Raw genomic sequence first — 25,917 nt, forward strand, 5'->3', positions numbered from 1 at the left:
CTAGAAACAAAACGCAAAACAGATCATGACAACACAAACCGTACTGGCCGAAATTGTGGCCATATCGAAGGACCTGGAGAAGCCGGAACTGGCCTACCAGCACGACGCCTTGTTAGCGCAACTGAGCGCCCTGAATGAATATATCGGGGCTAAACGTCTTGTGCAATGACGACGATTTATATCAACGATGTATTTAGCCTGACCATTCACCCGATTGGTATGGCTATACTCCTTGTGGTGGGGGCATACCTCGTCATTCGGCGGTATCGACGGAAAGGGCCGGGTATGCCGCCTCACTGGCTAAACACAAAGAGTAGCCGCGAGTACTACAAGGACTACAAGCGGTTGCGGCTCGAAAATAACGAAGTAAACAAAGCAGATACTCGTAAGTGATGGAATGGATAGAGCAACCGTGGCCAGCTGACGCAGAGCCATATGAGTGGTACGCGACCGCTACCGCGCAGATACCGTTCGGAACTGTTAGTATACTTCACCCTGTAGAAGCCAACGAGTTTGTAGTGCACCTAAACGGCGAATGCATTGGATGGGCTGACACGAAAGACGAATGCAAAGAGGTTGCCCGGCGCTGGATATGGGTTCGCGCTAGTCTCCTGGCACAACAGACGGCACCAGCTACGCTATGACCCCCAACCAGCGCCATACGCTCCACCAGTCGTTTTTACGCTGGCACGCCGGACAGGAACGCTACGCCAAGCGCGTAACGCTCGTCCGGCTTCGGGCTATGGCGTTGGCGGTCATTGCCCAGGTGCGGGCGGGTAGCGAGTGGGAAGAATCCGTTAGCCCCGAGGCTCACGCGGCCCTGCTCGCCGACATCTACGGCGAAGTGGGCATGCAGTCGGCGATCCGTGAGTACAGCCGGTTACTGAGCGTCAAGAGCGCGCCGGTGCTGATGCTCACCAAAGACCGCGACGGGCCTGGCTTATCCGAACCCGCCAGTGACCCCGGATTGCTGACCATTCAGCGCAGTAGCCCGACGTGGCGGCAGCGCATGATGCTGTTGGCCCGGAGCAGCGAGAGTGCCCAGCGGGTGACGCAGATGAGCGCCCACACCAAACAGTTGATTCGCGATGTGCTGACGCGCGGAGCCGAGCAGGTATGGGACATTCGCAAGATAGCCCGGCGCTTGCGTGAGGTGATAGCTGACCCGGTGCGGGCCTTGCTCATTGTCCGGACAGAAACGACCCGCGCGGCTAGTGTGGGGGCGGAAATGGGAGCCAGCGCGACGAATTTGATCCTGAACAAAGTATGGATTGCGACTAACGACGCCCGTACAAGAGCGAGCCACCGGGCCATGCTGAGGAGCAAACCCGTACCCAAAGATGGCGTGTTTATCGTGGGTGGCAAAGCGATGCGCTATCCGGGCGACCCGGCCGGCGGTCCCGCGCAGGTGTGCCGATGCCGATGCAGTGTAGTCTACGTGCCGAGCGTGAATTTGTTTGATAATTAGACAGAAAACAGAACATGAAAACAGTAATAACCCTTGTATTGACCCTCATCGTGTCCGCTTCGTTTGGGCAGGCTATTGATAATCCGGCGATGGCCGAGCGTGTGGTGCGGTTGTTTGAAAAGTACCCGCAAAAAGCAGAGATACGAGAGTCCAGCCCGGAAAGGTTGAAGCTGTTCATAAATAAGCCAAACGTTTACGCGGTTGGGTACGAAAGTGATTACAAAGTCGCTACTGTCAGTTATGCAGAAGGTGGCTACACGACTCATGTAGAGTGGTACAAGTTAACCCCAGCGCAATTTGCCAGGGTAAACCGCATCTACCTGGCTGCATACGTGAAGTTTAAGAAGTCTAAGGCGGTTAACACTCAACGGGTAGCCAAAGAACTCGACACGTTCTAATCTTGCTTAATTAACTCATTTTGTGTATATTACGGTAGAACACAGACAAATAGAATCATCATGGAAACAAAAGTAGTAGCCCGAAGAATAGCGCCCCAAATGCTATCCCAGACCACACGGCAAACCACGCTAGTATGGCTTGATTTTGCGCGGGTATGGGAAAGGGTTGTTCCAGCGGATAGTCCTTTTTATGCGCAAGGCTATCGTATCGTATCACGTTGGGAGTTAGGCGACATTCAGGTAAATATCTATACGCTGAACATTGGCGACCTGGCCGATAAAGCGGTACTGGTTGGCAGTTCGGCTCCCATCGACACGATCGGGCAATTACACGCCATTATTTACTCTGGGCAGTAGAACACAGACACGGAAAGAGATGAAAGAATTGGCAATGAAGTATGGGGCGGTATGCCGATTTAGCTTATTGGGCTATCAGGTAACGCTGAAGGATACGAGCCGTCACGCGTCGCTGTTTAGTCAGCGCAATGGTTACGGCTGTAAGCGATATGTTATAGGGAAATATCTCTTAATCGTAGCTCATAGCAAATGAAACCAGCGACAGTACGAGTATCTAGAGAATTCCACGACGCTATGGTAGCTTGGCAGGAACGGGAAGAACGCGAGTGGCGGGCTAATATTCGTTCAATGAACGCGCAGATGGACGCCCGTATGGGGGTGCCAAAGCCGCGCCCTGCGCTAACTAAACAGGATCGAGCCGACTTAGGACTGCGCCGTTTTGCTTAATAGAACACAGACACGATGAAAACGATCATAGAGCAGATTAAGAAGGCGCTGAAACGGGCAGAGGTTACTCACCCTAAGCGTATATCGTTAGAGGTTGCCAAAGAGCGGCTTCGTTGGGCGGTAGAGGGGACAAGTTTAGAGCCCCATACAGACCGAATTTACCGCGCTTTTTCGACCACATCACGGTATCTATTGGTAGAGCCTGAGCGGTTACCCGATGGCATGTTTGTGCTGTCTACAATGATTGCAGTTGGATATATTAGCCAGCATGATTTACATGCACTTGGCGACTACTTTCCCGGCGCATCACGGCTGTTTGCACTTGCCCTGAGCATGTCCAAGGAAGATTTCATTAGCGCCGTAAATAGCAACAAACTACACACCGATGATGTATTGATGTACGCAGTCGAGTACATCGAAGCCCAGACCCGCTCATGACCCCCAAAGACCTACGCGATATTGCCGCCTACTGGGGCGCTACCTGTAGCTACGAACTGCTGTGGGGTGATGAGTGGCGCGCGTTTACCGAACCCGTGGCACAGTTCCTCTGGGAAGTATACGGCAAAGAAACGCCGTTTGTCTACGGTCAGGACGTGCGGGGGTTTAGGTTGCATCTGCGTGAGTCGGTCTTAACTGAAGAGGAAAGAAACCAGGCTTTGACGTATGTTAATCTACCCCCGGAATTTGTAAAAGACTGGCATATTGGCTTGCGTTACAAAGGCGTACCCCTAACAGCAGCTACCGCAACGCTTGTCTCCTACTTGCAATCGATCGGCGTGTATGTGCCAGGAACCATAGACCCCCAATTTGTGCAGTTGAGTTAATCCCCCATTACCCACCACCGCAACGTATGAACACCGGAACTGAAGCCCCCACCATTCATCAGGCAGCGGTCGAACTGGCCCGCGAGAAGCGCAAGGCCGACCCCAAGCTGTCCATGCCCGAGACGTTCGAGGCGGTACAGGAAGCCTTTCCGCCCAAGTACGGCCTACGCTACGATTCAGCGTATCGCACGTTTTTAAATCACTATTACAGTAAACGGGCGTAATTATTGCCAAATTGGCAATGAATCCTTGCAATTCCTGCAACAATGCAAATGAGCTAATGTAGCAACTTCACGGCAACGAACCCCATCCATTCGCTGCCCGTTTCCGTGAAGTACAAACTAACCGACGCCCCCGGTCAAATTAAAGACGCTGACCCCAAGACCGGCGTCGTAACGGGCTATTTCTCCTGCTTCGGCAACAAAGACTCTGACGGCGATATTATCCGCCCCGGCGCGTTCACCAAGACCATCCTGGAGAACGGCCCCGATTCTGCCAAGCCCCGCATCAAGCATTTATTGGATCATCGCACCAATCAATCGATTGGGCGGCTCACTGTGCTCAAAGAGGACGGGTTCGGCCTGTATTACGAGTCCCAGATCGGCTCTCACGCCCTGGGTATGGACTTCCTCAAAATGGCCGAATCCGGCCTGATCACGGAGCATTCGATCGGTTACAGCGTCATTAAGGGCAATCCGACCCAGGACGCCTACGAGCTGCTCGAACTCAAGCTCTATGAGGGTTCCAGTCTCCAGTTCTACGGAGCGAACCCCAATACCCCCCTGACGGGCATCAAGTCCGAGGGGGATCTTCTGCATTACCTCCACCTCGTCGATAACCAGCTCCACAAAGGCACCCTGACCGACGAGACGTTTGCCCAGCTACAAGCCCATTACGATGCGATTTCCGCCGTTTTGAAGGCCCACAAGCCCCCCACTGAGCCGGAACCCTCCACTCAGCCGGACGCCGAAGCCGCCCGCAAAAGCGCCGAACTCATCGCCCAGTTCATCAAAGAATCATTCACGCTTTAATCCAGCCGCTGCCCACCGTAGCGGTACTCCCATGAACGAAGAAGAAGTTAAAAAAAGCATCAAAGAAGCCGCTGAGGCTATCAAAGCCAAGCAGAACGAGATCGAGACGGCCGTTGGTAAGAAAGCCTCGCAGGAAGCCGTAGACGCCCTGTTTTTGGAGCTGAAAGGCAAAATGGAAGAGTTCGAGAAGAAGTCGGACGAAGCCCAGAAGCAACTCGACGCCCTATCCACCAAGCGGCCCGGCCTGAACGGCAACGGCGAAGCCCCCAGCCTGAAGGGTGAGATTTCGCAGTTTATGACCAAAGGCCGCGTCGAAGAAATCCGCGCCGGTCAGAAAGCCTCGTTTACCGTGAAGGCTGCGGCTAACATGGTAGCCTCAAACACAAACGGCGGTGGCCGCATTCCGGTATGGGATCGGGAGCCGGGCGTAGCTAAGCAGCCCGACCGTTCGCCCTTCCTGCTCGATCTGATCTCGGTGGGCGCGCTTAATAGCGACACTATCAGCTGGGTAGAACGCACCGACCGTCAGGGTGGCGCGGCTCAAACGGCGGAGGGCGACAAGTACAGCCAGTTCTCGGCGACGTATACCGAATACAGCCGGGCTGCCGAGTACTCGACCGTCTACAGCAAGGTATCGAACAAGAACCTGGACGACATCGATTTCCTGGCCGACGAAATCGGCGGGGAGCTGGTTAACTCGCTCGAACTGCTCATCGACACGCAGCTGCTGTCGGGTACGGGTACGTCACCTCAGCACAAAGGCATACTGACCTACGCGACGACCTTCGCTAAGCCGACCGGCTTTGAGACCAAGGCGGCTCCGAAGAAATACGACGTAATGTGCGCAGCTGTCCTGCAAGTACAGAACGCCCGGTACTACCCCTCGGCTATCGTGCTGCACCCCACCGACGCGGCTAACATCATGCTTGACGTGAACACGCAGGCAGATTACCTGAAGCCGTATTTCGTGACACAGGATCAGTCGGGCGTCGTTCGCTTCATGGGTATTCCGATCATCGAAAACCTGGGCATGACGGTAGGCTCGTTCCTGGTAGCCGACTTCTCGAAGGCTAAACTGTTCCTGCGCCGGGGCATCTCGGTGAACATCTGGGATCAGAACGAAGATGATGCCGTGAAGGGCTTTAAGACCATCACCGGCACCGCCCGCGCTGCGTTCCGCGTGAAGGGCGTTGAGGCCCCGGCCTTTGTCAAAGGCGCGTTCTCAACCGCTGTTACCGCCATCACGACCGTCTAGTATGCAGCACATTAAGTTCCTGGAACCCGTTGGCCCACACGCTGCGGGTTCCAGTGCACTAGCCGATTACGATACCAGCCACGCGCTGGTTAACGGCGGAAAAGCCCTGCTGATCGGCTACGAAGACGAACTACCCGCTGGTCATGCTATCCCCACATTCGGCACTGCACCCGCGCTGGTAGAGCCGGAAGTCCCCGCCGAGCCGGATCAACCAGCTGAAGGAACTCCCGAGGTTGAAGAGGCTCCCGAAGTCGAGGAGAAGGCTGAAGACCTTGTTGAAGACGATAAGGTTGACGAAACCGCAGCCGACGAAACCACTAAAGAAGACAAGCCCGCACGAGGGCGCAGAACCAAGTAATCATGCAGACCACCGCCCCGAAAGTTACCGTCACCCGTAGCGCGCCCGACCCCAACGAGCTGGACGCGCTGCTTGACCGGCTGAAGGGGCTGCTGGCTATCGATTTTCTCAGCCACGACCCGCGCTTACAGCAGTGTCTCTCGTCAGCCCGTAGGCAAATCGAAAAACACACGGGAGTACTCGTAGACGCGGGTCAGGTTGAGGTCTTTTGGCGGGAATGCTACGATTACGTCGAGCTGCCCTATGGCCCCGTAACGGGGACTATCACAGCTACCAACGGCGCGGGAACGGCGCTTACGCTGCCCGCGCTCGGCACTGGCTTTGTCACGCTCACGGGCGATTACACCGATGGGCTGAAACTCAGCTACGCAGCGGGGTATACACCGGACACGCTGCCCGATGATCTGGCGGAGGCTATTCTGAGACTCGCGGCCAATCTGTTTGACGACGGCGTACGCAATTGGAAATCCCTGGCGCGAGCGCATTCACGCTACAGCTGGGCCATATGAGAACCGAACCGATTCAGTTTCTCGAAACCCAGCGCGTGCCGGACGGTGCGGGCGGCTTTACGGGCGCTCAGGAGGTGATGCACACCACGCACGGCACGTTCGAGCCGCTCAAGGGCTCACGCGATCTGGCAGGCAATCAGGTGCGGCTCAAACAGGCGTATAAGCTCACCATCTGGGCGAACCCCGCCTACACGGTGAAAGCCGGTACGCTGGTGAGCGTCGCGGGCGTACGGGCGACCGTGCAGCAGCTAAGATACTTAGACGCCATGCGCCGGAGACTTGAAATCATCGCCGTGGAAAATGGCTAAGAGCGCGGTCACGGTCAAGGGCGTGAGTCAGTTACAGGGCTTTTTCCTGCGGTTAGCCCCCCGCGTTCGACGCGAAGTGCTGACCATCACGGAGACTACCGGGCGATTGATGGAAGCCGACGCTAAACAGCGCGCTCCGGTCGATACGGGCAAGCTGCGCCAGTCGATCACCTACGAGCCGACCAATGGCGGCTTTGGAGCGGGACTCTCGGCGAACGTCGCCTACTGGGCCTGGGTCGAGTTCGGCACGGGTGGCCTGGTCGAAGTGCCGCCCGGGTTTGAAGACCTCGCAGCGGGCTACAAGGGCAAGGGTAAACGCACGATCAACCGCGCGGCCCAGCCGTTTTTGATTCCCGCTTTTTTGAAGTATCGGGATGCGTATTACGAACAGATCAGCGCAGCCCTAGACCGATTACTACGATGAAACTAACAATCCAGCACAACCAAACCACCATCACGATTGAGGGCGATAACGTCGCACAATCAGTCATTAATCGCTGCGTAGCCGCCTTACACGGAGAGGATGAGACTATACAGCTATCAAGCAAAATCAAAGGCAGTGACATCGTTGCGGTACTGAACCGGCAAACCAATGCCTTTGCGCGCGGAGCCTTGCAGTCAGGCGTAATAGCGCAAAAAGTCAACAAAGAGACGGGTAAACTCGAGTGGGTTAGCCCTGTCACTCCACCACTCGCTTAGTCATGAAAGACGCCGGTTTTGCTCTCGCCCAGGCGTATACAACGCTACTCGCTAACCTGACCTATCAGAACCAGCCAGTACCGCTGTACAGCCTGAAAGCGCCGGACGACGCGGTAAGTCCCTACGTGATTCTCGGCCCCTGGCAGGGACAACGGGACAATACCAAGCAGTCGTTCGGGCAGACGGGCGAAATTAACCTCGATGTCGTCACCCGCTTTGCCGGGGACGTCGTGAGTAAGAAGGCGGCTAGTGACATCGCCGACCTGATCACCAACCTGATTACCCCCACCCCCGGCGCGACGCTCAGCGTCCCCGGTTTTTCGTGCTGGCTGACGGTCGTCAGTAGCACCCAGGACATTTCAATCGAGACAGACACTGAAACACTGATACGTAAACTAATTACCGTCCAGCATTCACTTACGCTTTAACCGGGCTAACGCCCTTATCCAACTATGGCTTTTAACGGCACATTACTCCGGCTGAAAATGAAACCCACGGGAGCACCCGCATTCCTGTTGGTAGCCGAAGAAACCAAAACCAACCTCGACCTCAGCAAAGACACGTTCGAGACCACTAACAAAGACTCGGGCGCGTGGCGTAGCCGGATCTCCTCGTTTAAGTCGGGCGAGATTCAGTGCGAAGCCTACATCAACTATACCGCTACATCGGGCCATCTGACGTACGCGCAGCTGTGGGCCATGTTCAACGGGAACGTCTCGGTAGACTGCGAGTTCTCGACCGACGCCGTGGGCGACTTCAGCCTGACGGGCAAATTCCACGTAACCAAATTGACCAACGACGCTCCGACCGAGCAGGGTGCTACGGTATCGTTTACGCTGCTGTCTGACGGCACATTGGCCGGGGCTGCTGAATCCGCTTAGTACTAACCTGCCCGGCTCTGATCAACCGGAGCCGGGCTTACTTATCCAACAATGAACAAGTTATCAGGCTACAAGGCATTTACGCTGCCAGACGGAACAGAAATCGAATTAAAGTTTGGGATGGGTGCGCTGGAGCTGTTCGGCAAGTCCATTGGCGCTAAAACGGTTGACGAGGCCATGACCCAGCTCAACGTCAGCAATGACGAAAACGGGCAGCCCGTCGTAACGTTCGAGTTTTTAGGCGTAGTGCGTAAGCTGCTGTTTGCGGCTGCTCAGTTTGCGGCCCTTTCGCAAGGCAAGCCCGTCACGTTCAACGAGTACCAGGTATCCGACTGGATCGACGCAGTTGGACTAGAGGAGATACTTTCCGTACTCGACCTGCCCGACGCAGCACCCGACTCCGATGGGGCTAAAAAAAAGAAGATGAAAGACCGCATCCGGCCGACCCAGTAGCTCCGCCCACGTTTAGTGCGCTCAAACGGCGGGCTTTACGTGAACTGGGCATTCTACCGGAGGCCTATTACGCCCTGACGATGGGTGAGCTGGACGCGCTACTGACCGGATGCCGGGACCGATCGCTTGATGACTGGCGACGCACCCGTCACATTGCGGCCCTGCTCTACAACATCAACGTAGACAAAAAAGACCGCAAGAGTGAAGCGGAGTACATGCCACTGTGGGGTGATGAGGCTCCGAAAGAGTCAGCCCCACTACCGCCCAAGGTCATGATGGAGCTACTGGCTTCTACGTTCAATCTAACCAAAGTTCCCCGTGCTGCGTAACTTAACCGTACTGATCGATGCCGACATTGCCCGTTTCCAGGCGGCACTAGCCAACGTGTCGGGTGGGCTGCAAGGCTTTGCGCAAAAGGCTCAGACGATTGGCACGACGTTGTCTGTGGCTATCTCGGCTCCGCTGGCCTTGTTGGGTAAGCGGGCTATCGAGACGTTCGGAGAAATGGACTCGCTGCGCCGGGGGCTGGCCACGCTCGAAAAAGACGCCACGGCCCTGCAAAACCGGCTCGGTAAACTCAACGAGATTGCCAAGCTGCCCGGCCTAGGCATGAAAGAAACCATCGCGGGCGACATCCGGCTCCGCACCGTACTCAACTCCATCTACGGGGTTGAGAAAGCGGCTGACATGTCGGAACGCACACTGAAGGGTTTCGGCAACGCCGTGGCGCTGGTAGGCAAGGGTAAAGTCGAGTTTGGCCGCGCCCTCTACGGCGTGCAGCAGCTGGCCAACACCCCGTTTCCGCTGGGAGAAGACCTCAACATCATCAAAGATGCCATTCCGCAGGTGACCCCCTTGCTGAACGCGGCTTTTGGTACGTCCCGCTCGGACGACTTTAAGAAGCTGGGCGTTAGCAGCAAGCAGGTCATGGAGGTAATTCTCGACGGCCTGGAAAAACTACCCAAAGCCAGCGGGGGCGCTAAGAACGCCTTTGAGAACTTCGGCGACACGACGACCCGCGCCTTTGATGGGGTCGGGCAAACCCTCTTTAAAGCCCTGCATATTGAGGGTTTTCTCAATGCGGTTGGCGACGCCATTACCAAGCTGGCCGACAAGTTCAACAATATGCCCGCCACTACGCAGACGCTGGTGTCGGCGTTTGGGCTTATTGCGATCGCCTTGCCGCCCTTGATTGCCGGGATTGGCTTCTTTACCACCACGATACTGCCTGCCCTGAGGGCTGGGATGCTCGCCGTTCGAACGGCATCCATGCTCATGCTCGGGCCGATTGGCCTGATTGCGGCAGCCATCGCGGCGGCGGCTATCCTGATCATTATGCACTGGGACAAGGTGAAGGCCGCGCTGGTTGATTCGGGCGTATGGACGCAGCTTAAAGGTATCGTTTCGTCCGCACTTGGGGTCATTACCTCGATTTTTGGCGCGTTTGCCAACCTGTTTCAGGGTGATTGGGAGAAGGTGTGGGAGCACCTGAAGAACGTCGCCAAATACGCCTGGAATGGCATTGTAGCCGTTGTCGGCACGGCTATTCTAGCCATGGGCGGGCTGGTCGCCAAAGCCTTGTCCCTGTTTGGGCTAACCGACTGGTCTACCGCCGTCAGTGACGAAATGGACGAGGTAGAAAAGCGCCTGAAAGACCGCAAATTCGACATTGCTGCCCCTAAGTTCGACTTGTTTCAGGGCTTTAATTTCGGAGGTGAAGAACCTGCCAAAGGGAAAAGCCGCCCGGCCGCGTTAGCTAAAAAAGGAAAGAAAGAAAAGGTCGATGAGGATTACAGTTACATCGACTACCTCCAGCAGCGCATTGGGGAGGTACAGAAAGAAATCCAGTCGCTGAGCCTGCTCGACCCCGACTCTAAAAATCTTGACGACCTGCGCAAGTCGCTACGGTTCTTCTCCGACGAGCTGGCGCAGGCTGAAAACTCGATCAAGAAGGTTGACCTGGGCAAGCTAAAGGAAATGACCGGCATCCGGGTCAATAAAAGCTCGCTGGGCGACATGCTCAATCAGTTTAAACAGACCGGCCCGGTCAAGCTACCCGGCTTACTGAGTTTTCAAACTAACATGGCCGAGCAGGCGCGCGCGCAGCGGCTGGCCATTCAGAAGGAACTTACCGAGCTAAAAAACAACCTCAGCGACATTCCCGTCTTTTTCGGCGGACTGCGTGATTCGCTCTCCTCGGCCGGTAGCGATATGTTCACCGACACGGCATCGAAAGTGCGCTCGTCGGTAGCTGTTCTCGCTGAGGTGTTCCGCCAGGCCAAAGAAGCCTTGCGATCGGGCGCGGTAGACGCGTTCGGCGGGCTGGCTGAAGGATTGGCTGCGGCTACGGTCAACGTCGATAGCGGCAAGGAAATCTTACGCTCGGTACTCAAGTCGATCATTGACCTGCTGGCGAATCAGGCCATTACCATCGGTAAGGCGATGATCCTAACAGGTATTCCTTTCCTGTCCAACCCGCTTACGGCCGCGCTGGGCACCAAGCAACTATTGACCGGGGGCGCGCTGGTCGTCGCCGGGGGCGTGGCCAAAGGGCTGGCCTCTACGGCCTTTGCTGAGGGGGGTCTGGTCTACGGGCCAACAAACGCCCTGATCGGGGAAGGTATCGGTACAAACGCCCGTAACCCTGAAGTTGTCGCCCCGCTGGATAAGCTAAAATCGTTTATGGCCGATAATGGCGGGGGTGGCGGCGTGCTAACCACCCGCGTATCGGGTGCCGATCTTGAATTGATATTAACCCGCCATCAGCGGTCGAAATACACCTATGGAATCTAACACCGTCACTGTAGAGGAAGCCGGAACGCTGTTGACCCCGTTCTTCTATCAATATTGGTTCAACATTTACCGCACCCAGGACGTAACCCGCGAAAAGGCGTACGAACTGACCGAAGCGGTACACCAGCGCGCCCACCCACTCGGTAAGCGCAAGTACCAAGACTTTTCCGGCTTCGAGCCGCGCATCTCACAATATTGCCCCAAAGCCAAGTCTCTATCGTCCCTGTAGTAGTCTGTTTTCTGTGTTTACTGGAAAGGCCGTACCCATTGGATACGGCCTTTTTTTATGGGCATGAAAAAGCCCGGTCACAGAGTAGCCGGGCTTAGCAGAGAGTATTGGAATCGAACCAAATACCTTGCGGTACGAACGCCTTAGCAGGGCGTCGCTATTCCAAATAGCTTTACTCTCTATGGTTGCCGGACGTGGAATCGAACCACGATAATCAGAGTCAAAGTCTGATATAATAACCGTTATATCATCCGGCAGCGTGGGAGCAGAAGGATTCGAACCTCCTACCCGTGCGGGTTACCTGATTTACAGTCAAGCGCCTGGCCAATTCGTGCATTACTCCCATTGCGTTTGGGCTAGGACTCGAACCTAGATCGAATAAGTTAACAGCTTATCACTTTACCATTAAGCTACCCAAACATTGCACGCCCGGATGGATTCGAACCACCATCAATAGTTTTGGAGACTATCATGCTACCATTGCACTACAGACGCGTATAACAAAAAAGCCGCTCATCGAAAGACAAGCGGCTTAAATGGCTGTGAAGTTCAGGCATTAGCTATCCGCTTGCTCTTTCGAGCAATACAGACTCTGCCAATTTTGCGCCATTCCTTTCATATCACAAGTATACAACGAAAATCCGTCTAAAACAATTGCTTATCAGTTAAAATCAACCACTCAACGAATATATTTTTGCTTGTATACGCTTTGTTACTTTATTTACTGCAAACATTCACATCATGAAGGCTATACTGTTACTCTTACTGTTGCCCTCGCTAGCGCTCTGCCAGGGACGGCGCTACAAATACAGTGAGACGCCCGTACAGATCGACTCCGCAACGGGTGGCATGATCTATTCTGAAGTGATCCCGGTAGAGGGCGCATCGGCGAACGAGTTATACAGCCGGGGTAAGGCGTTTATCGCTAAGGTGTTTACTAATGAAAGCGCGGTAACACTGTTCGACGATAGCGGCCATAACGCCGTGGGTGGCCGGGGTAAGCTGGTAATGAACCTGGGACTCGGCACGGCCCTACTAACCGGGCAGCTGCAATCTTACTACGAAATGGCGATCGAGATCCGGGCGAAAGATGGGCGATACCGTTACGAACTATCCGATATTGAAGTGGTCAACGGCGGCTACCGGATCAAGGTAGATGACGCCATACGCAAGAATAAGAAAGCGCAGCAACTCTATCAGACGGGCGATATGTCACAGAAGGAATACGACAAATTGATGAGCGACAAAAACCCGGTTATGGCCGTAATTCGCCAGCTAAAAAACAGCATGTCTGCCGCGTCGGCCAAGAACGACTTCTAAGCGAAATCCTAAATTTCGGTAAACGAGATAGCCCGCTAAAAACGGGCTTTTTTATGCCCTACCCCTACGGAACCGTACTGTTTTAGCATAGGTCTATAGCCGTACTTGTGCACGCCGAACCGCTTGGTTTTCTGCCCGTTCGCGCGTCCCAATGGCCTACGGACTCCGCTACCAATACTCCTTCCTGCAAGCTATCCAGACCGAAGCGTTAGCCCCGGCCCGGTATCGCGTGTCGATCTACCGGAAGGATTATACCGGACCCGTTACCGAGCTTCTGCCCGGCGCTAAGCCGCTCGTCATTCGCATCGATGGCTCACGGGATAGCCGGTTTGAGCCGTTCGCACCGACCGAAATCAAGCTCTCGCTACTTTGTCAAGACTACTGGGAAGCCGAAGACCTCTACGCCAGTGAGGAGGATACATTAAAGGTTATTGTCGCCCGCGTCAATGACTTTACCGGACTGAGTACAGCGCTGTATAGTGCCTGGGTGCAGCCGACCGACCTAAAGACCGTTTACGGCCCCAAGCCCTTTCCGGTTCAATTGTCGGCCACCTGTGGGCTTAGCCTGCTAAAAGACCGGCAGCTATTAGGCTCGGATAGCAAGCGGCTGACCGGATCGATTAGCGAACTGGCCGTTATCACCAACGCCCTGCTGCTAACAGGGCACGATCTACCCGTTAATACGGCGTTTAACCTGTTTAACGTCGTTGATCTAGGGTATATCGAGCGTGATCCGCTGGCCCGGCACACCCTCAACGCCGAAACGTTCGTCAACGACGACTTCACCCTACAGACGGCCTACGAAGCCATTGAGCGCATACTGCTACCTATCGGTGCGCGGGTAAAGCAGTGGCAAAATGAATGGTGGGTGGTTCGCGCCAATGAACTCGCGGGCGGCTTTGACCCCTTAGCGGCCTCTCCCACCCCCACAACGACACGCGTACGCCGGGAGGGTTCGGCGTCCCGCTCGATTGACTTCAACGTAACGACGGACCGCTACGGCGCATTACGGGTCTTAGAGGGTGCAAAGCCCTGGCTGACCCCTACCGCGCCGGGCGTACTCATTAAACAGTCATTCGGTCGCTACCTGTCCAACCTGCCCAATGCTGATTTTTCGCAGGTCGATTCGACGGGATTGCCGGTTGGCTGGGCGACCAATAACCTACAGACGCAAAACCGATTCCGCACCGGCACGGGCTTACCCGATGATCTGTACCGGCTGGTGATCTACGACGCGGGGGACAATAAGTTCAATAAAGATACGCCCTACGTAGCCAAGCGGGTTCAGTACACGCCCGACAGTAAAGAATACAAGAAATTCATCAAACGCAGCTTCAAGGGTGAGTTTCGGCTCACCAACCTACGCAGCGCCAAATTCGCGTTTCTGGCCGAGCGGGACGACGAAATCTATTTCTACAAGTGCGCGCCGGGCAGCTCGTCGGGAGCCTGGACGGCCATGAGTAAGATTAAGTCGAACGATATGTACGGCGCGCTGGTCGGTAACGTCAGCACCATCAACGGCGTACAAAAAACCAAGCCCGGCTGGGCCTCGTTCAATATCGATCTCGGTACGCTCGATAAAGTCAAGTCGCTCATCGTGTGTCTCTGCATGGGCGAATCGCTCGACCAGCCCGAAGCAAACGTGCGCCCCAAGATCGAATACCAGAACATTAAGCTGGTCACCGAAGAGGAGGGTTTCGAGCTAAACGGTACGGAAGTTACGATTGTAAAGCCCGGCAAACGGGTAAAAAACGCGACCGTATCGCTGACGCTGGGCTATATCCCCGACGCCGGACGCCCCACCGAACGGACGGGCGCGCTATTCTATACCGGCTCGGGGGCTAGTAAGCTACTCTACCGTGCGGGAGCAAATCCCTTGGCCCCAACCGGCCCCAACGACGCGGGTAAAAGCCTGATTCAGTGGCTGGCGGAAGACTACGCCCGGCAATTGATGTACCCGGCTAACGTGTTTGAGGGTACGCTCGTGGGTGACTTGCCGTACGGCCCCTTAACCGTCCTGCGGGTCGAAGATATTGGCCCTAAAGTCTCAAACGTCGTGCAACCCATCGCCCACCAGATTACCGGCTGGGAGTGGGACGTACGCACCGCGCAGCACACGGTTACGGCGGTTGAAATGTTAACCAGCTCAGCACTGACCCTACCCGATTCAGACGGCGCGTGGCAAACGCCGAACGGCACGATTCCCTTTACCGCCAGCGAAGAAGGTGAGATACTCGAACCGGCCGAGCAGGTCAAGCCCCGGCTCGAAGAGATACTGCTAGGCAAAATGGCCACCCTCGGCGGGGTTCAGTACCCTACCCTACAGCGCTACATACCCGGTACGGTGCCCATTACCGGCCCGGCCAATCAGCGCCCGATGCTGCAACGCGCCGACGCCAACGGGCAACCTGTCGGCCCGGCAATCGGCCCCGTGGCCCGCTCCAAAGTAAACCTTGACTTCTTAGACGCGATCCTCTAATGGCGAACATAGACGGTGTTATTTTTACGTTATCGGGCAACGGCTGGCAATACGGCCAGGCGGGCACCGCCACGGCGGAACCGGCGACCTACACCGAAAACGCCCTTTTTACGCAGGACTACGCGGGTAACGACTACCAGCCCGGCGTTCGTTACTACGCCCGCGCCAAAAACCCATCGGCCGGACTCATTGAGTCGGACCTGTTCATTTTCACCTTCAACGACGCGGGCGACCCGGTGGTGCTTTCCGGACCAACGACGCCCACGACGCCCGGCAGCGGGGGTAATACCGCTACGCCTACTACCCCCTCCTGGGACGAAACGTTAGCGGTTAGCCCGGCTGCTACCCGCCCCGTTACGATCAACGCGGGGCTAACCCTCGGCCCGGCCGGTACGGAACTCGCCCCGGAATCCGCGTCCAACACGTTCCCCGCCCTCATTGTCGATCAGCTGGGCAAGATCTGGAAACGCCGTGTCGGCTGGAAACTCTCGGACCTCATCGAGTACACGACCAACAAGATTATTCAGCTGACCGAAAAGGGGCGGCTGGTCTTTGTCGAGTCGGAGACGGAAGAGGACCGGGTAGACCGGGGCATTGAGTACTACAACGAATCGGGCTTTCTGGGCGGCTTTTTCAAGACGGTCGATAACCGCTTCCGACTGCTAGCCAAAAAGCGCGACCAGGCGCGGGACGATACGTATTTCGATGTATTCAGCCCCGGCGTATCGACCAACGCGGAAGTTTTTGGCGCTGAGCAGACCGACACGTTTTTCAAGAGTGTAAGCCTGCTCGAGCTTGAAGCGTCCGACTCCCCCCTGATCCTCGTCGCTGAATCAGCCGGACCGGGGGGCTTTCAGAAAATCAAGGCGGGCAAGGTGTCGGTGCTGGCTGACCGAATCAAGGAGCTGGTTTCTGATGACTGGCTATGGGGTAAGGTTAAAGCGCAGGCGCAGGCGATGGCGACAACAACAGTCAACGCGGCCCTGCAAAATCTACCCTCGACCGGGGGCGGGGGTACGGTCATCATTCAGCCGTTTCCGTCCGGTATCGACCCCTACGATCCGCCCCCGATCACGCAGATTAAATGCCTCACGCGCCCGGTTAAGGCGCAGTCCGAGCAGTTTATGACGATTCTACCCGCCGACTACGGCGTGGAGAAAACGCACAACCTACAGGTAACGGCTGATTTTATTTTCTACGACATCCGAACCGATAATAACGCCCCGGCTGACGGCCTGGTGACGGTCGCATTCACTAGCAACTATGGCATTACCGTCACGCCCATCGACAGCGCCATCACCGACGCTACTTTCAAAATCCGACTAAATAGAACCACCGCTTTATGAGGTACTTTCTGATTTTTTGCTCCCTGCTTTCGCTCTCCGTTCAGGCGCAGTTTAGCCGGACGCCCCGTGATCCGGGCATTTCGGGCGTGTACAACCTGGGGCGCGACCCGTCCGGCGTTTGGGTCGAAATCACCAAAAACGGGGCAATCAAGGCGGTCGATATGCCGGTCTACATGGCCGTGTCGGCAGTCCGCTCCCTCTCGCTCGTTGCCGCCCGCGCGCCCAAGATCATCAACCGCACCGACACGGGGGGCGGCATCTACGTACTCGACGCAGCCGACACCAGCTCGCCCGACAATACCGGAACGGTCGTCGTGACAGCTAACGGCCTGCGCTACAAGCTCACCCAGCCCGGCCCGGTCGGTATCGAGCAGTTCGGCGTGGTGTACAACGATTTCGGCAGCGCAGCGGCCAACACAGCCGCGCTCACGAAGGCTATTGCGTCAGGCCGCGCCCTGACGGCGCAACTGGCGAAAGCCTACACAGCGGGCAGCGTAACGGCCGTAGCGGGTACGACAATACAGCTCGACGGCAACGGAGTCACCTTCGAGCACATCACCCAGAACGACCTGTTCGACTTCAGCAACGGCGTGTCGGGCACGATTACGGACCTGAATATCAACGCGGGCATCAACATGACAGGCCTCGACGCGGTAGGGCTGCGCATCAAGTGCCAGCCGGGGCGACTACCGGGTATTGTCCTCGATAAAATCAAAGTCAGCCGCGCTGGCGGTGACATCGAATGGGGTAAGGGCATCGTACTAATCGACCCCGACAACGCGCAGGTTCACGACATCACGATCGATGGGCGGGGCGACGCCAGTCTGGGCGCTACGACGCCTACGTTCGTGGGTCTCGACGTGTCCTGTACACGCGCGGCCGTGTCCGGCGTGTTTCGCAATATAAAAGTCTACTCGGGGGGTCTATACGGCGTCTACCTGCGTAGCTCGACCCAGGCGGGCCTGGAAGGCATGGAGTGGACAAAATGCGATATGGTCGGCATGGACTACGGCTATGATTTCGAGTCCACAGCGGACTACAATACCTACATCCCGACTCAGTTCACCTTCACCAACAACCACGCGGAGGTGAAAAAAACGGCATTCAAGCTGCGCAACTTCATTCAGGTCGTGGCCTCGAACAACCTGTTCTACGTCAAGGCGCTGGCCAACCGGCTCGGTACGGGTATGCAGATTGAAAACTGTTCCCAGTCCAGTTTCGTGAGCAACAAGGTCTTCAACACCGGCGACGGCCCCTGCTACGGGGCGATCTTCGGCGGACAGGGTATGATCGAAATGAGCTTGGTTGACTTCACGGTGGGCATGGGTACGGGGTCGGGCAGCAATGCCGCCGTGATCCTGTTTTCGACCTGCAACAAATCCTTCGTCGATAATATCAAGCGCACCGGGGGCGGCAACACGGTCACCAACCTCGGCACAGACAACGTAGTGGGTCGAACCTTTAACGCGGGCGTGCTCGAATAATCCTATGGCTATCCCAACCGAAACCCGGCCCCTGATTGGCTTACTGGACGACAACGGTACAACGCACTGGTATTTCGTGCCGGACGAGTACGAAGAGGTCGTGCGCGTGGGTCTGAAGATGGCGAACATCCTTAAGTGGGAACGCTACGAGGGTGATCCCGCCCTGCTGAGCGACGCCTGCGCGCCCGCCCTGCCGCCCACGGGTAATCTGCCGACCTTTCCGCCCTTCAGCGCTGGAACGTATCTGGTGGGCGAAGCCTATAGCCGCATCCTGACGGGTCTGGCTAGTCCAGCCAGCGGGCAGACCATCACGCAGTACCAAAAGATATCCGGCCCCGCGTTCATGCAGGTCATCCGCGACGATGGCGTCTGGCACCTGCGCGGCACCCCCACCCCCGGCAGTACGGGTACGATTACGGTGGTGCTGGCAGCGGTGCAAAGTAATGGACTATCGGCTCAACAGACAGCGAGTATTGCCCCACGGGGTACGGGCGAGATATACGCCTATCTACGGGTCAACGCGACGACGCGAACCGCTACGATCTATATCGGCCCGTCATCGTCGGGACAAACGCCCACGGTGACCCATACGCGCCCCGGTGGTGTGGTAGACGGCCCCGCCCTGGCTACGGCCGCTACTACGGTGATTTTTTCCAACACCTACGGCTATCAGCGTACGATTACAGGCCTGGAAAACAACACCCACACGGGTCGGATTCAGTTCCTGGGTCAGACGCTCTACTATTCGTTCGTGATGACGGGCATCAACATGGACGAGGTGCTGCCCCTCTCGACAACCGTGCCCGGCACGTCGGCGGCTTTCGTAATTGACGGCGATAACGCGATTAGCGAAGGTAATTCCCGTACCTACGCACTCAAAGACGCGGGCACGACGGTAACCAACCGGACGTTCTCGCTGACCGGCGCGCAGGAGGGTACGACCCTTAACGCCCTGACGGGGGCGATTACGGTAGCGAGTAACGCAGTAACGGGTGACAGCTACGAGGTTACGCTCAACGCATCGGTGAGCGGCACGATCGTAGCGAGCAAGAAGATTCTGATTACCGACGCGACCAGCAACCAACCGGAGGTAATCGTTCGCGCCCGCTCGCGCCGGTTCAACGATAGCCAGGGACGGCGCATCTCGGTACTCGCGCAGGGCAGCAAGGGCGGCACTATTCAGATTGCCTACCGCTTCAACAGCGACTCAACGCCCCTGTCTGACAGCGAATACACGAACATGACGTTGCAGTCACCCCCGGCCGAAGACTGCAACCAGATCACCAGCCGCAACTACACGGCCAGCGATACCCAGGTGCGGGTGTACCTGCGCCCGCTAACTAATCCGAGCGCGGTTAAAACGTTCCTCATCAACTTTCCCGGCACCGATACGGGCTTTGTGGCTGCGCCCCTGGTCGATGCGGAGGTGGTGCTGCCGCCCGTCATTACCGGCGTCTACCGCGCCCCGATTCCGGCCGCGTCGCCCGGCCTCTACCGCTACGTGTACAAGACCACCTACGAGGGTGACGACGTGGCCCGCCGTCCGGTCGTCCGCTGGAAGCTGGAGGGCGAACCGGTTTGGCGCAATGAGTTCGGCCAAAGCAACATCGTACTGAGCTATCAGACGGTATTCGAGGGCGAAGAGTTCGAGCTAATCAACGGGCAAATGCCCTACCAGGCAGGCTACCGCTGGTGGTCATTCCTGCAAGTGGCCGATGGAAGTGTGGTCGTCATGCAGGTAAAGCCCTACCTGAGCGCACCCGACGAATACATCATGGAGTTCGTGACCGATGGCTACGAACAGAATGGCGAGCTATACGGCCCCGGAGATTGGGTCAAAAACTAACGTAACTTGTATGAAAACGCTATTATCCACTATTCTTTTGACGCTGCTTAGCCTGGTTGGCTGGGCGCAGAATACGCAGTCGTATTCGATCAAGAAGTTTCCCCTGCCCTCGGGCATCGTGACCGGCGCGGCTATCCGCAATACGGACGCCTACCCCGCTGGCTACCGGGGCGACAATGCATTCATCGCCACGCTCAAAACGGGCGCGGTAACCGTTACCCTGGCCAGCGGTCAGGTGGTACTCGGTACGAACATTACCGCACCGGCTGACCTCTCGGTACGTTACCGAATGATCGGCGCGTACGTGCAGGTGCAGGCGGCTATGAGCGCGACGTATACCATGAAGCTCGACCGCTTCGATGGCAAGTCAGCGAGTCTCAATAACCCGCAAAACCCCAACCTCAGCACGGGTGTATTCTACCCCAATGGCCCGCTAACGGGTCAGGGTAGCTATACGGCGGAATGGACACTCGGCCCGATCCCGGTCAACGTGCCCATTCGGTTAACGTTCCGTAAGTCCGGCGCAACCGACTACTCGTTCGTGTTTACGCCCGTTCGCACGGTCACGACGCCCGCTATTCTCTTTTTGGCCTCGGGCAACACCTCACCCCCGCCGACCTCAACGACGACTGTGGGGTCCAGCTGGTACAACGTCGCCCGTGTGGGCTTCCGCTCCGATCGGGGCGCGCGGGATCTGTTCGTATACGCCAACGTCAACGACAACCAGCCGTATCAGGCGCAGCTCGTCGCCCTCAGCGGTCAGGGTAGCCCTTCGCCGAGTGCGTATACCGCGATGGAGTCGGGTTCCTTCACGATACAGGGGCGCAGCGAGACGTTTAACCGGCGCTTCAATTATCAGCCCGGCTTTGCGGGGGGCGCGGATATTAACCCCGGCACGTTCGAGTTGCGGGTCAGGCCATCGACCGCCACCAGCAACGTCGTTAGTCAGACGTTTGTCATTGCGGGCGTATCCGGCTCACAAAGCAACGTATATACCGCCCCGTCATCCAATACCATTGTCGTGACGCCCCCGCCGAGCGAGACGCCCGTAACGCCCGTAACCCCGGGTGGTGGCACCTTCGCGTACGAGACGCCCAACGGCGGATGGACGGGTAATTCGAGCTTCGTTGTGCCGCCCTACAGCATTACGATCGGCAACACGCTTACCCAGGAATCGGGCGATCTCAAACTTGAACTCCGGGAAGGCTTCGGGGCCGCTTTGCAGATTTTCCGCAAAGTAAACGGGCAGTGGGTCAGCACGATCAACTTCCGCGACCAGGGGCGACTTCAGGGCGTGTGTCCCTACGCTGGCCCGCTGAACTTTGCCGCCGACCAGGGGGGCATGTGGGGGCAAATTGGCTATAACCCACTTTGGGGGTCGGTTAACGGCAGCTCGGGGCCGGTTCTCCAAAAGGGCATTACGTCCGATGGTTACCTCTACAGCAAGACGCGCTTTTTGTCCTGGCCCCATAATTCAAGCCTGCAACTGCCTATCCACGTCGAACAGTGGATCAAGATTCTCGACAGCAAAACCATCGATGTCAAGTACCGGCTGACGCACTTCCGGGGCAGCTCGGCAGCGGGCAGCTTACAGGACAATACGCTTTATGAGGGGCGGGAACAGGAAATTCCGTTCACAATGATCTGGCCGTCTACTACGGCGAAATTCTACAACGGCAACGCCCCCTTTACGAATGCCGCCAGCACCTCAACCGGCGCGGTCAACTGGTCAATTTCCAGCTTTCCGGTCAGTGAGCCGTGGTTAGCTGCGGAGCTACCGGAGGGCAAGCTATTGGGCATCGTGGGCACCGATATGTACAACGCCAATCTGAACTTTACCAACCTCGACCCGGGCGAGGCATCGGGCGAGTTCACGGACCGCTTTATGTACATGGGGGGGCGACAGTGGAGTCATTTGGACCCCAACCAGACGTTTTACTACAACTACCAGTACATCTACGGCACGGAGTCGGACATCCGGTCGGCGGCTTACGCCCTGCCCCGCGCAGCTAAGCCTGACTGGCGATTCACCACCACGACGGGCCGCGCGGGTTGGGTGGGATTAGATGGCGTACAGGACAAGAAAGAGCCGTTTGGCTCGGACAACTGGAACCCCACCTTCGTCGGCAAGACCGAAACGATCGGCGGCAACACGGTCACCCACGCCAGCACCACGACGCTGCAAGGCCCCTACGGCTCGTGGAAAGCGTCGGATGTGCCGGTGTTCTACATCCGCATGAAGTACAGCGGCTCGCCGGGTAAGCTCGGCGTTCGCTTCCTCAAAGTCGGCCAAAAGTTCTCGGGCTTCGATCCCAATAACGCGGGCAACAGCGTGCAGTATCCGGGCGGGGTGGTCGATGAGGGCGCGCATACCGTCTGGTTCAACGTCACCTCGGACGGCAATTTCCGCACTTACGCGGTGAACCTATCGAGCAACGGCAACTATAATGGCATTATCGTTCGCTACTCGATTGTCAACGACCGTACGTGTTGCGGGCTGATTGCGCCGGGTCAGTCGATGGAGATTTCCTACATGGGTGGCAATAACCCCGACCTGGTGGTAACCCCACCCCCGGTCGTGACGCCCCCGCCGACTTCGACACCGCCCACCGCGCTCTGCTCGACCTGTAGCTATCCAGCCTACGCGCGGGTATTGGTCGTGGGTAACAGCATAACCTACCACCCGGTGCTGGCGGGCACCTGGGCGAACGCCTGGGCCATGGCAGCGAGCGCAGCCGATAAGACGTTTATATCGCTACTGACCACCGAGCTTTCCACCCAGCGCCCCGGTATTCAGGTGCGCGGTTTTCACAACTTCGAAGGTGACGGAGGTACGGTAACCAACGGTACCGGCCCGGATTGGGAGGCTAATCACGGCACGTTCGATTTGTCCCGGCTCAATACGGTAGCCGCCTGGGCACCGGATCTGATCATTCTGCGCCTGGCGGAAAACATCAGCAATACCTCGGGCCTGGCAAATGACTATAAAGCCCTGATCGACAAACTCCGCTCGTTCAACTCGAACGCCCGGGTGATTGTCTCCAATAGCGTATGGGGTCAGGCTGAAGTAACAGGCATTCTCAACGCGGTAGCCGCCGAGCGGGGCTATACCCTCGCCGATTTGGCCGACATGTGGAATACGCCGGGCAACTACGTGAACAAAAACGGCACGGCGGTCGAAAAGCACCCCAACGATACGGGGCACCGCGAGATAGCGCGCCGTCTGGCGGTCGCCATCGCCTCAACGCCCCCGTCTACCTCGCCCGTGTCGCCCACGGCAACGTCACCCGTCACGCTGGCCAACGGCTTTGCGGAGGGGACATTGGAACAACTCATGGCGCTGGCCCCCTTCCGCCCGCAGACGAACCAGTTCTCGAGCTGGCCCTACGGCAACAGCGTACAGTACTTAGAGCGGGCGGGCACCAAAATCGGGTACTTAAAATCCATCACCCAAACGATTTACCACCACTCGCGGGCTGATTTCCGGGGCGGGGAGAACATCATAAACACCGAACTCGAAAGCAAGACCAGCACCTACCAGGGACAGTTTCAGCCGCTCGGGGGTCGCTCGGGTACGGGCTGGAGTACGTACGGCACGCCCTTCGGTGGCCCCGTCAACTGCGACAACCTGACGGGCACGGACCCGTATCGTGAGTTTTATAACGGCGTGTGGCACAGTACGTCAGAATTGTGCGATGATACGGGCTGGAACCCTGTACCGGGCGGTAGCGCTAATTTCTCGGTTAGCCCCTGGCTGTGGTGGGAACGGCGCAATGTGGAAGGCTACGGGGAGGTGATTTACTCGAAAACCCAGCCCGTCCAGTGGGGCATGCAGGACGTACCCGGCAAGTGCTATATCCACCGCTGGGACTGGATCGACGCAGCCGGGGCGCACCGCTGGTTTTTCATCTACGAAAACTTCCGCGACGACAACCAGCGTCGGTATCGGGGCCGGGTGCAGGAATGGCCGTTCGTGTACCCGATCGGCACGCTGTACAAGAAAACCCTGTATTCGGGCGCTGATCCCTGGACGAATGGCGGCATTACGGAAATCACCTCACCCGAACCCAACGAAGGCGGTGGCGCGGGTAACCAGAACGATACCGGGCGCAAGTTTGGCACCGAGAACTGGGTGGGCGCGACGCAGGCGGATGGGAATGGCATGTACCTCTGGACGCCCTACAACACGGTGTTTCGGGGTAAGCAGTTTCAGGGGCACTACGGCAACGCCAACAGCAACGCCAGCAGCTACATCAACGCCGACGTTATCTCCAACGGGGGCGACGTCAACGTAACGTATGCCTATACCGGCGCTACGTTCGTGGGGAGCCTGTCGCAGTTTAGAACGTGGCTCTACGCACAACCCCGGCCGAACAACACTTCGTTCGCCTTCAACTTTACGGGCGGCAAAACGCAGGGCTGGTGGTCGGACGACGCCCCGGCGCAGATCGTTTCGGACCGCTATCGCTTCCAGATTGGCTACATCCGCAACAACGGACAGCCACTCGAATACAATATCGGCTTCGGTAAGTTCTGGTCACCGGCCGGGGCGTGGAAAGCGAGCGGCATTACCCGCGTGTATGTCAAGGGCAGGTTCTCGGGGCTAACGAACGTAACGCTCTGGTGGAGAAAACCCGGTCAGGACGAAACGCAGGGCGACGCCAACCAGCAGAATTTTACGGTCATCGGCGACGGGCAGGAACGGACGTACGAGATTACCGTCAGCGGTAACGCGCAGTGGTCGGGCATTATCACCTACATCGGCGTGGGTAACCCCTACAACAACGTGACGGGCCAGCGCCCGGTACGACAAGGCACCGAATGGTTCGAGCCTACCTACATCGGTACGAGCAACCCGGATTAAGGGCCCTACCCCTCCGTGTCAATCCCGGCGCGGAGGGGCCTAATTCCAGCCGGTTTCGTAGGTCGAGTCTACTTGAACTCGGGTTGTGTCCTCAACGTAGCCGCCAACAGGCGTGCCGTAGATCTGCCATGCTGCGGGGTCGTACCAAAGGAGCGGACCTTGGCCGGGTTGCTCGGAATACCAGCTTACCGGCTCATCGTCGGCAAGCTCGGGCGCGGGCTGAATCGGTTGAGGTTGACAGGCCGCAAGGGTGAATAGGCAGGCGATTGTGAGTAGTGCTTTCATCGGTTAAATAATTAAAAGCTGCGACGCTGTAATCATTTGCTTTGCCACATCATAGCCGATCAAATCGTCTTTGAAAAAGAGGGTAAACTTGGTCCAATAAGAACCTTGAAAAGCCCTCGAGTAGGCGTCAGACGTATAGAGGTTTGCGTCTTTAAATAGGGTTAAGACTTCTTCGTAGTTTATGTCTGACAAAGACCAATCATACCAAGCATTAAACTCAATTCGTTCGGGCGAAAGATGTGTGCATTTGTCCAGTATAGGCTCGAAAAACTCCGCGTACTTACGTCTGATTTCGGCCTGTGTTGTTGCTAATTCATTTCCCATTTTTTGCCTGTGTTTTTAT

Annotated in this window: 29 protein-coding genes and 5 tRNA genes; 27 read left to right on the forward strand and 7 right to left on the reverse strand. The window is 57.0% G+C overall.

Annotation, left to right across the window (positions count from 1 at the left end; translation table 11 throughout):
* Positions 1-25: 25 nt before the first annotated feature.
* The 21 genes from B1C80_RS28370 (at position 26) to B1C80_RS07395 (ending at position 11,950) form a co-directional block, all read left to right on the forward strand.
* A complete protein-coding gene (locus B1C80_RS28370) occupies positions 26-169 on the forward strand; it encodes a hypothetical protein (protein ID WP_161492725.1) in 144 nt (47 codons plus the stop codon).
* Complete coding sequence (locus B1C80_RS07295) at positions 166-393, forward strand: hypothetical protein (RefSeq protein WP_077920402.1); 228 nt, start codon at positions 166-168, stop codon at positions 391-393. Before B1C80_RS28370 ends, B1C80_RS07295 begins: the two co-directional genes overlap by 4 nt.
* 247 nt (positions 394-640) lie before the next feature.
* Positions 641-1,468 (forward strand): phage minor head protein, encoded by an 828-nt coding sequence (locus tag B1C80_RS07305; protein ID WP_077920404.1) that lies wholly within the window; start codon positions 641-643, stop codon positions 1,466-1,468.
* A gap of 14 nt (positions 1,469-1,482) precedes the next feature.
* Entirely contained in the window at positions 1,483-1,866 is a 384-nt protein-coding gene (locus B1C80_RS07310; protein ID WP_077920405.1) for a hypothetical protein, read from the forward strand.
* Between the two features lie 60 nt (positions 1,867-1,926).
* Positions 1,927-2,223, forward strand: a complete 297-nt coding sequence (locus B1C80_RS07315) for a hypothetical protein (protein ID WP_139361606.1) — start codon at positions 1,927-1,929, stop codon at positions 2,221-2,223.
* 402 nt (positions 2,224-2,625) lie between these two features.
* Positions 2,626-3,048: a hypothetical protein gene (locus tag B1C80_RS07320; protein WP_077920407.1), complete on the forward strand. Its 423-nt coding sequence runs from the start codon at positions 2,626-2,628 to the stop codon at positions 3,046-3,048.
* Entirely contained in the window at positions 3,045-3,434 is a 390-nt protein-coding gene (locus B1C80_RS07325; protein WP_077920408.1) for a hypothetical protein, read from the forward strand. The genes B1C80_RS07320 and B1C80_RS07325 overlap by 4 nt, the downstream gene beginning before the upstream one ends.
* Positions 3,435-3,460: 26 nt before the next feature.
* A complete protein-coding gene (locus B1C80_RS07330; RefSeq protein WP_077920409.1) occupies positions 3,461-3,658 on the forward strand; it encodes a hypothetical protein in 198 nt (65 codons plus the stop codon).
* Positions 3,659-3,763: 105 nt separating this feature from the next.
* Positions 3,764-4,465 carry an HK97 family phage prohead protease gene (locus B1C80_RS07335; protein ID WP_161492726.1) on the forward strand — a complete coding sequence of 234 codons (702 nt, stop codon included), beginning with the start codon at positions 3,764-3,766 and terminating at the stop codon, positions 4,463-4,465.
* Positions 4,466-4,496: 31 nt separating this feature from the next.
* On the forward strand, positions 4,497-5,720 hold the full coding sequence (locus B1C80_RS07340; RefSeq protein ID WP_077920411.1) for a phage major capsid protein: 1,224 nt from the start codon (positions 4,497-4,499) through the stop codon (positions 5,718-5,720).
* 1 nt (position 5,721) lies between these two features.
* On the forward strand, positions 5,722-6,078 hold the full coding sequence (locus tag B1C80_RS07345; RefSeq protein ID WP_077920412.1) for a hypothetical protein: 357 nt from the start codon (positions 5,722-5,724) through the stop codon (positions 6,076-6,078).
* 2 nt (positions 6,079-6,080) lie between these two features.
* A complete protein-coding gene (locus tag B1C80_RS07350; protein WP_077920413.1) occupies positions 6,081-6,587 on the forward strand; it encodes a hypothetical protein in 507 nt (168 codons plus the stop codon).
* Positions 6,584-6,895 carry a hypothetical protein gene (locus tag B1C80_RS07355; protein ID WP_077920414.1) on the forward strand — a complete coding sequence of 104 codons (312 nt, stop codon included), beginning with the start codon at positions 6,584-6,586 and terminating at the stop codon, positions 6,893-6,895. Before B1C80_RS07350 ends, B1C80_RS07355 begins: the two co-directional genes overlap by 4 nt.
* Positions 6,888-7,319: an HK97-gp10 family putative phage morphogenesis protein gene (locus B1C80_RS07360; RefSeq protein WP_077920415.1), complete on the forward strand. Its 432-nt coding sequence runs from the start codon at positions 6,888-6,890 to the stop codon at positions 7,317-7,319. Before B1C80_RS07355 ends, B1C80_RS07360 begins: the two co-directional genes overlap by 8 nt.
* A complete protein-coding gene (locus B1C80_RS07365) occupies positions 7,316-7,594 on the forward strand; it encodes a hypothetical protein (protein WP_077920416.1) in 279 nt (92 codons plus the stop codon). Before B1C80_RS07360 ends, B1C80_RS07365 begins: the two co-directional genes overlap by 4 nt.
* Positions 7,595-7,596: 2 nt before the next feature.
* Positions 7,597-8,022: a DUF3168 domain-containing protein gene (locus tag B1C80_RS07370; RefSeq protein ID WP_077920417.1), complete on the forward strand. Its 426-nt coding sequence runs from the start codon at positions 7,597-7,599 to the stop codon at positions 8,020-8,022.
* Between the two features lie 24 nt (positions 8,023-8,046).
* A complete protein-coding gene (locus tag B1C80_RS07375; protein WP_077920418.1) occupies positions 8,047-8,475 on the forward strand; it encodes a phage tail tube protein in 429 nt (142 codons plus the stop codon).
* Between the two features lie 51 nt (positions 8,476-8,526).
* On the forward strand, positions 8,527-8,928 hold the full coding sequence (locus B1C80_RS07380) for a hypothetical protein (RefSeq protein ID WP_077920419.1): 402 nt from the start codon (positions 8,527-8,529) through the stop codon (positions 8,926-8,928).
* An 80-nt stretch (positions 8,929-9,008) separates the two neighbouring features.
* Entirely contained in the window at positions 9,009-9,257 is a 249-nt protein-coding gene (locus B1C80_RS07385; RefSeq protein ID WP_077920420.1) for a hypothetical protein, read from the forward strand.
* Positions 9,247-11,721, forward strand: coding sequence for a tape measure protein (locus B1C80_RS07390; protein ID WP_077920421.1), 2,475 nt, complete (start codon positions 9,247-9,249; stop codon positions 11,719-11,721). Before B1C80_RS07385 ends, B1C80_RS07390 begins: the two co-directional genes overlap by 11 nt.
* Positions 11,711-11,950, forward strand: coding sequence for a hypothetical protein (locus B1C80_RS07395; protein ID WP_077920422.1), 240 nt, complete (start codon positions 11,711-11,713; stop codon positions 11,948-11,950). Before B1C80_RS07390 ends, B1C80_RS07395 begins: the two co-directional genes overlap by 11 nt.
* Before the next feature lie 98 nt (positions 11,951-12,048).
* Here B1C80_RS07395 and B1C80_RS28270 read toward each other — a convergent pair.
* From B1C80_RS28270 to B1C80_RS07415, 5 genes are all read right to left on the reverse strand, one after another.
* A tRNA-Ser gene (locus B1C80_RS28270) sits at positions 12,049-12,131 on the reverse strand.
* A 1-nt stretch (position 12,132) separates the two neighbouring features.
* Positions 12,133-12,207 (reverse strand) — tRNA-Gln (locus B1C80_RS07400).
* A 3-nt stretch (positions 12,208-12,210) separates the two neighbouring features.
* Positions 12,211-12,294, reverse strand: a tRNA-Tyr gene (locus B1C80_RS07405).
* Between the two features lie 4 nt (positions 12,295-12,298).
* Positions 12,299-12,370 (reverse strand) — tRNA-Asn (locus B1C80_RS07410).
* Positions 12,371-12,374: 4 nt separating this feature from the next.
* A tRNA-Trp gene (locus tag B1C80_RS07415) sits at positions 12,375-12,445 on the reverse strand.
* Between the two features lie 246 nt (positions 12,446-12,691).
* Here B1C80_RS07415 and B1C80_RS07420 point away from each other — a divergent pair.
* The 6 genes from B1C80_RS07420 (at position 12,692) to B1C80_RS07445 (ending at position 25,289) form a co-directional block, all read left to right on the forward strand.
* Positions 12,692-13,270 (forward strand): DUF4468 domain-containing protein, encoded by a 579-nt coding sequence (locus B1C80_RS07420; protein ID WP_077920423.1) that lies wholly within the window; start codon positions 12,692-12,694, stop codon positions 13,268-13,270.
* 151 nt (positions 13,271-13,421) lie between these two features.
* Positions 13,422-15,749: a hypothetical protein gene (locus B1C80_RS07425; RefSeq protein WP_077920424.1), complete on the forward strand. Its 2,328-nt coding sequence runs from the start codon at positions 13,422-13,424 to the stop codon at positions 15,747-15,749.
* The gene (locus B1C80_RS07430; protein ID WP_077920425.1) at positions 15,749-17,095 is read left to right on the forward strand and encodes a hypothetical protein; all 1,347 of its coding nucleotides are present in this window, start codon (positions 15,749-15,751) and stop codon (positions 17,093-17,095) included. The genes B1C80_RS07425 and B1C80_RS07430 overlap by 1 nt, the downstream gene beginning before the upstream one ends.
* A complete protein-coding gene (locus tag B1C80_RS07435; protein ID WP_077920426.1) occupies positions 17,092-18,579 on the forward strand; it encodes a hypothetical protein in 1,488 nt (495 codons plus the stop codon). The genes B1C80_RS07430 and B1C80_RS07435 overlap by 4 nt, the downstream gene beginning before the upstream one ends.
* A 4-nt stretch (positions 18,580-18,583) precedes the next feature.
* On the forward strand, positions 18,584-20,425 hold the full coding sequence (locus B1C80_RS07440) for a hypothetical protein (protein ID WP_077920427.1): 1,842 nt from the start codon (positions 18,584-18,586) through the stop codon (positions 20,423-20,425).
* A gap of 10 nt (positions 20,426-20,435) precedes the next feature.
* A complete protein-coding gene (locus B1C80_RS07445) occupies positions 20,436-25,289 on the forward strand; it encodes an SGNH/GDSL hydrolase family protein (RefSeq protein WP_077920428.1) in 4,854 nt (1,617 codons plus the stop codon).
* 39 nt (positions 25,290-25,328) lie between these two features.
* Here the strand turns inward: B1C80_RS07445 and B1C80_RS07450 are convergent, their stop codons facing one another.
* Together B1C80_RS07450 and B1C80_RS07455 are read right to left on the reverse strand one after the other, a co-directional pair.
* Positions 25,329-25,574, reverse strand: a complete 246-nt coding sequence (locus B1C80_RS07450; protein ID WP_077920429.1) for a hypothetical protein — start codon at positions 25,572-25,574, stop codon at positions 25,329-25,331.
* A gap of 3 nt (positions 25,575-25,577) precedes the next feature.
* Positions 25,578-25,898: a hypothetical protein gene (locus B1C80_RS07455; protein WP_077920430.1), complete on the reverse strand. Its 321-nt coding sequence runs from the start codon at positions 25,896-25,898 to the stop codon at positions 25,578-25,580.
* Between the last annotated feature and the right edge of the window lie 19 nt (positions 25,899-25,917).

It is taken from the genome of Spirosoma sp. 209, assembly GCF_002006735.1.
GTDB lineage: Bacteria > Bacteroidota > Bacteroidia > Cytophagales > Spirosomataceae > Spirosoma > Spirosoma sordidisoli.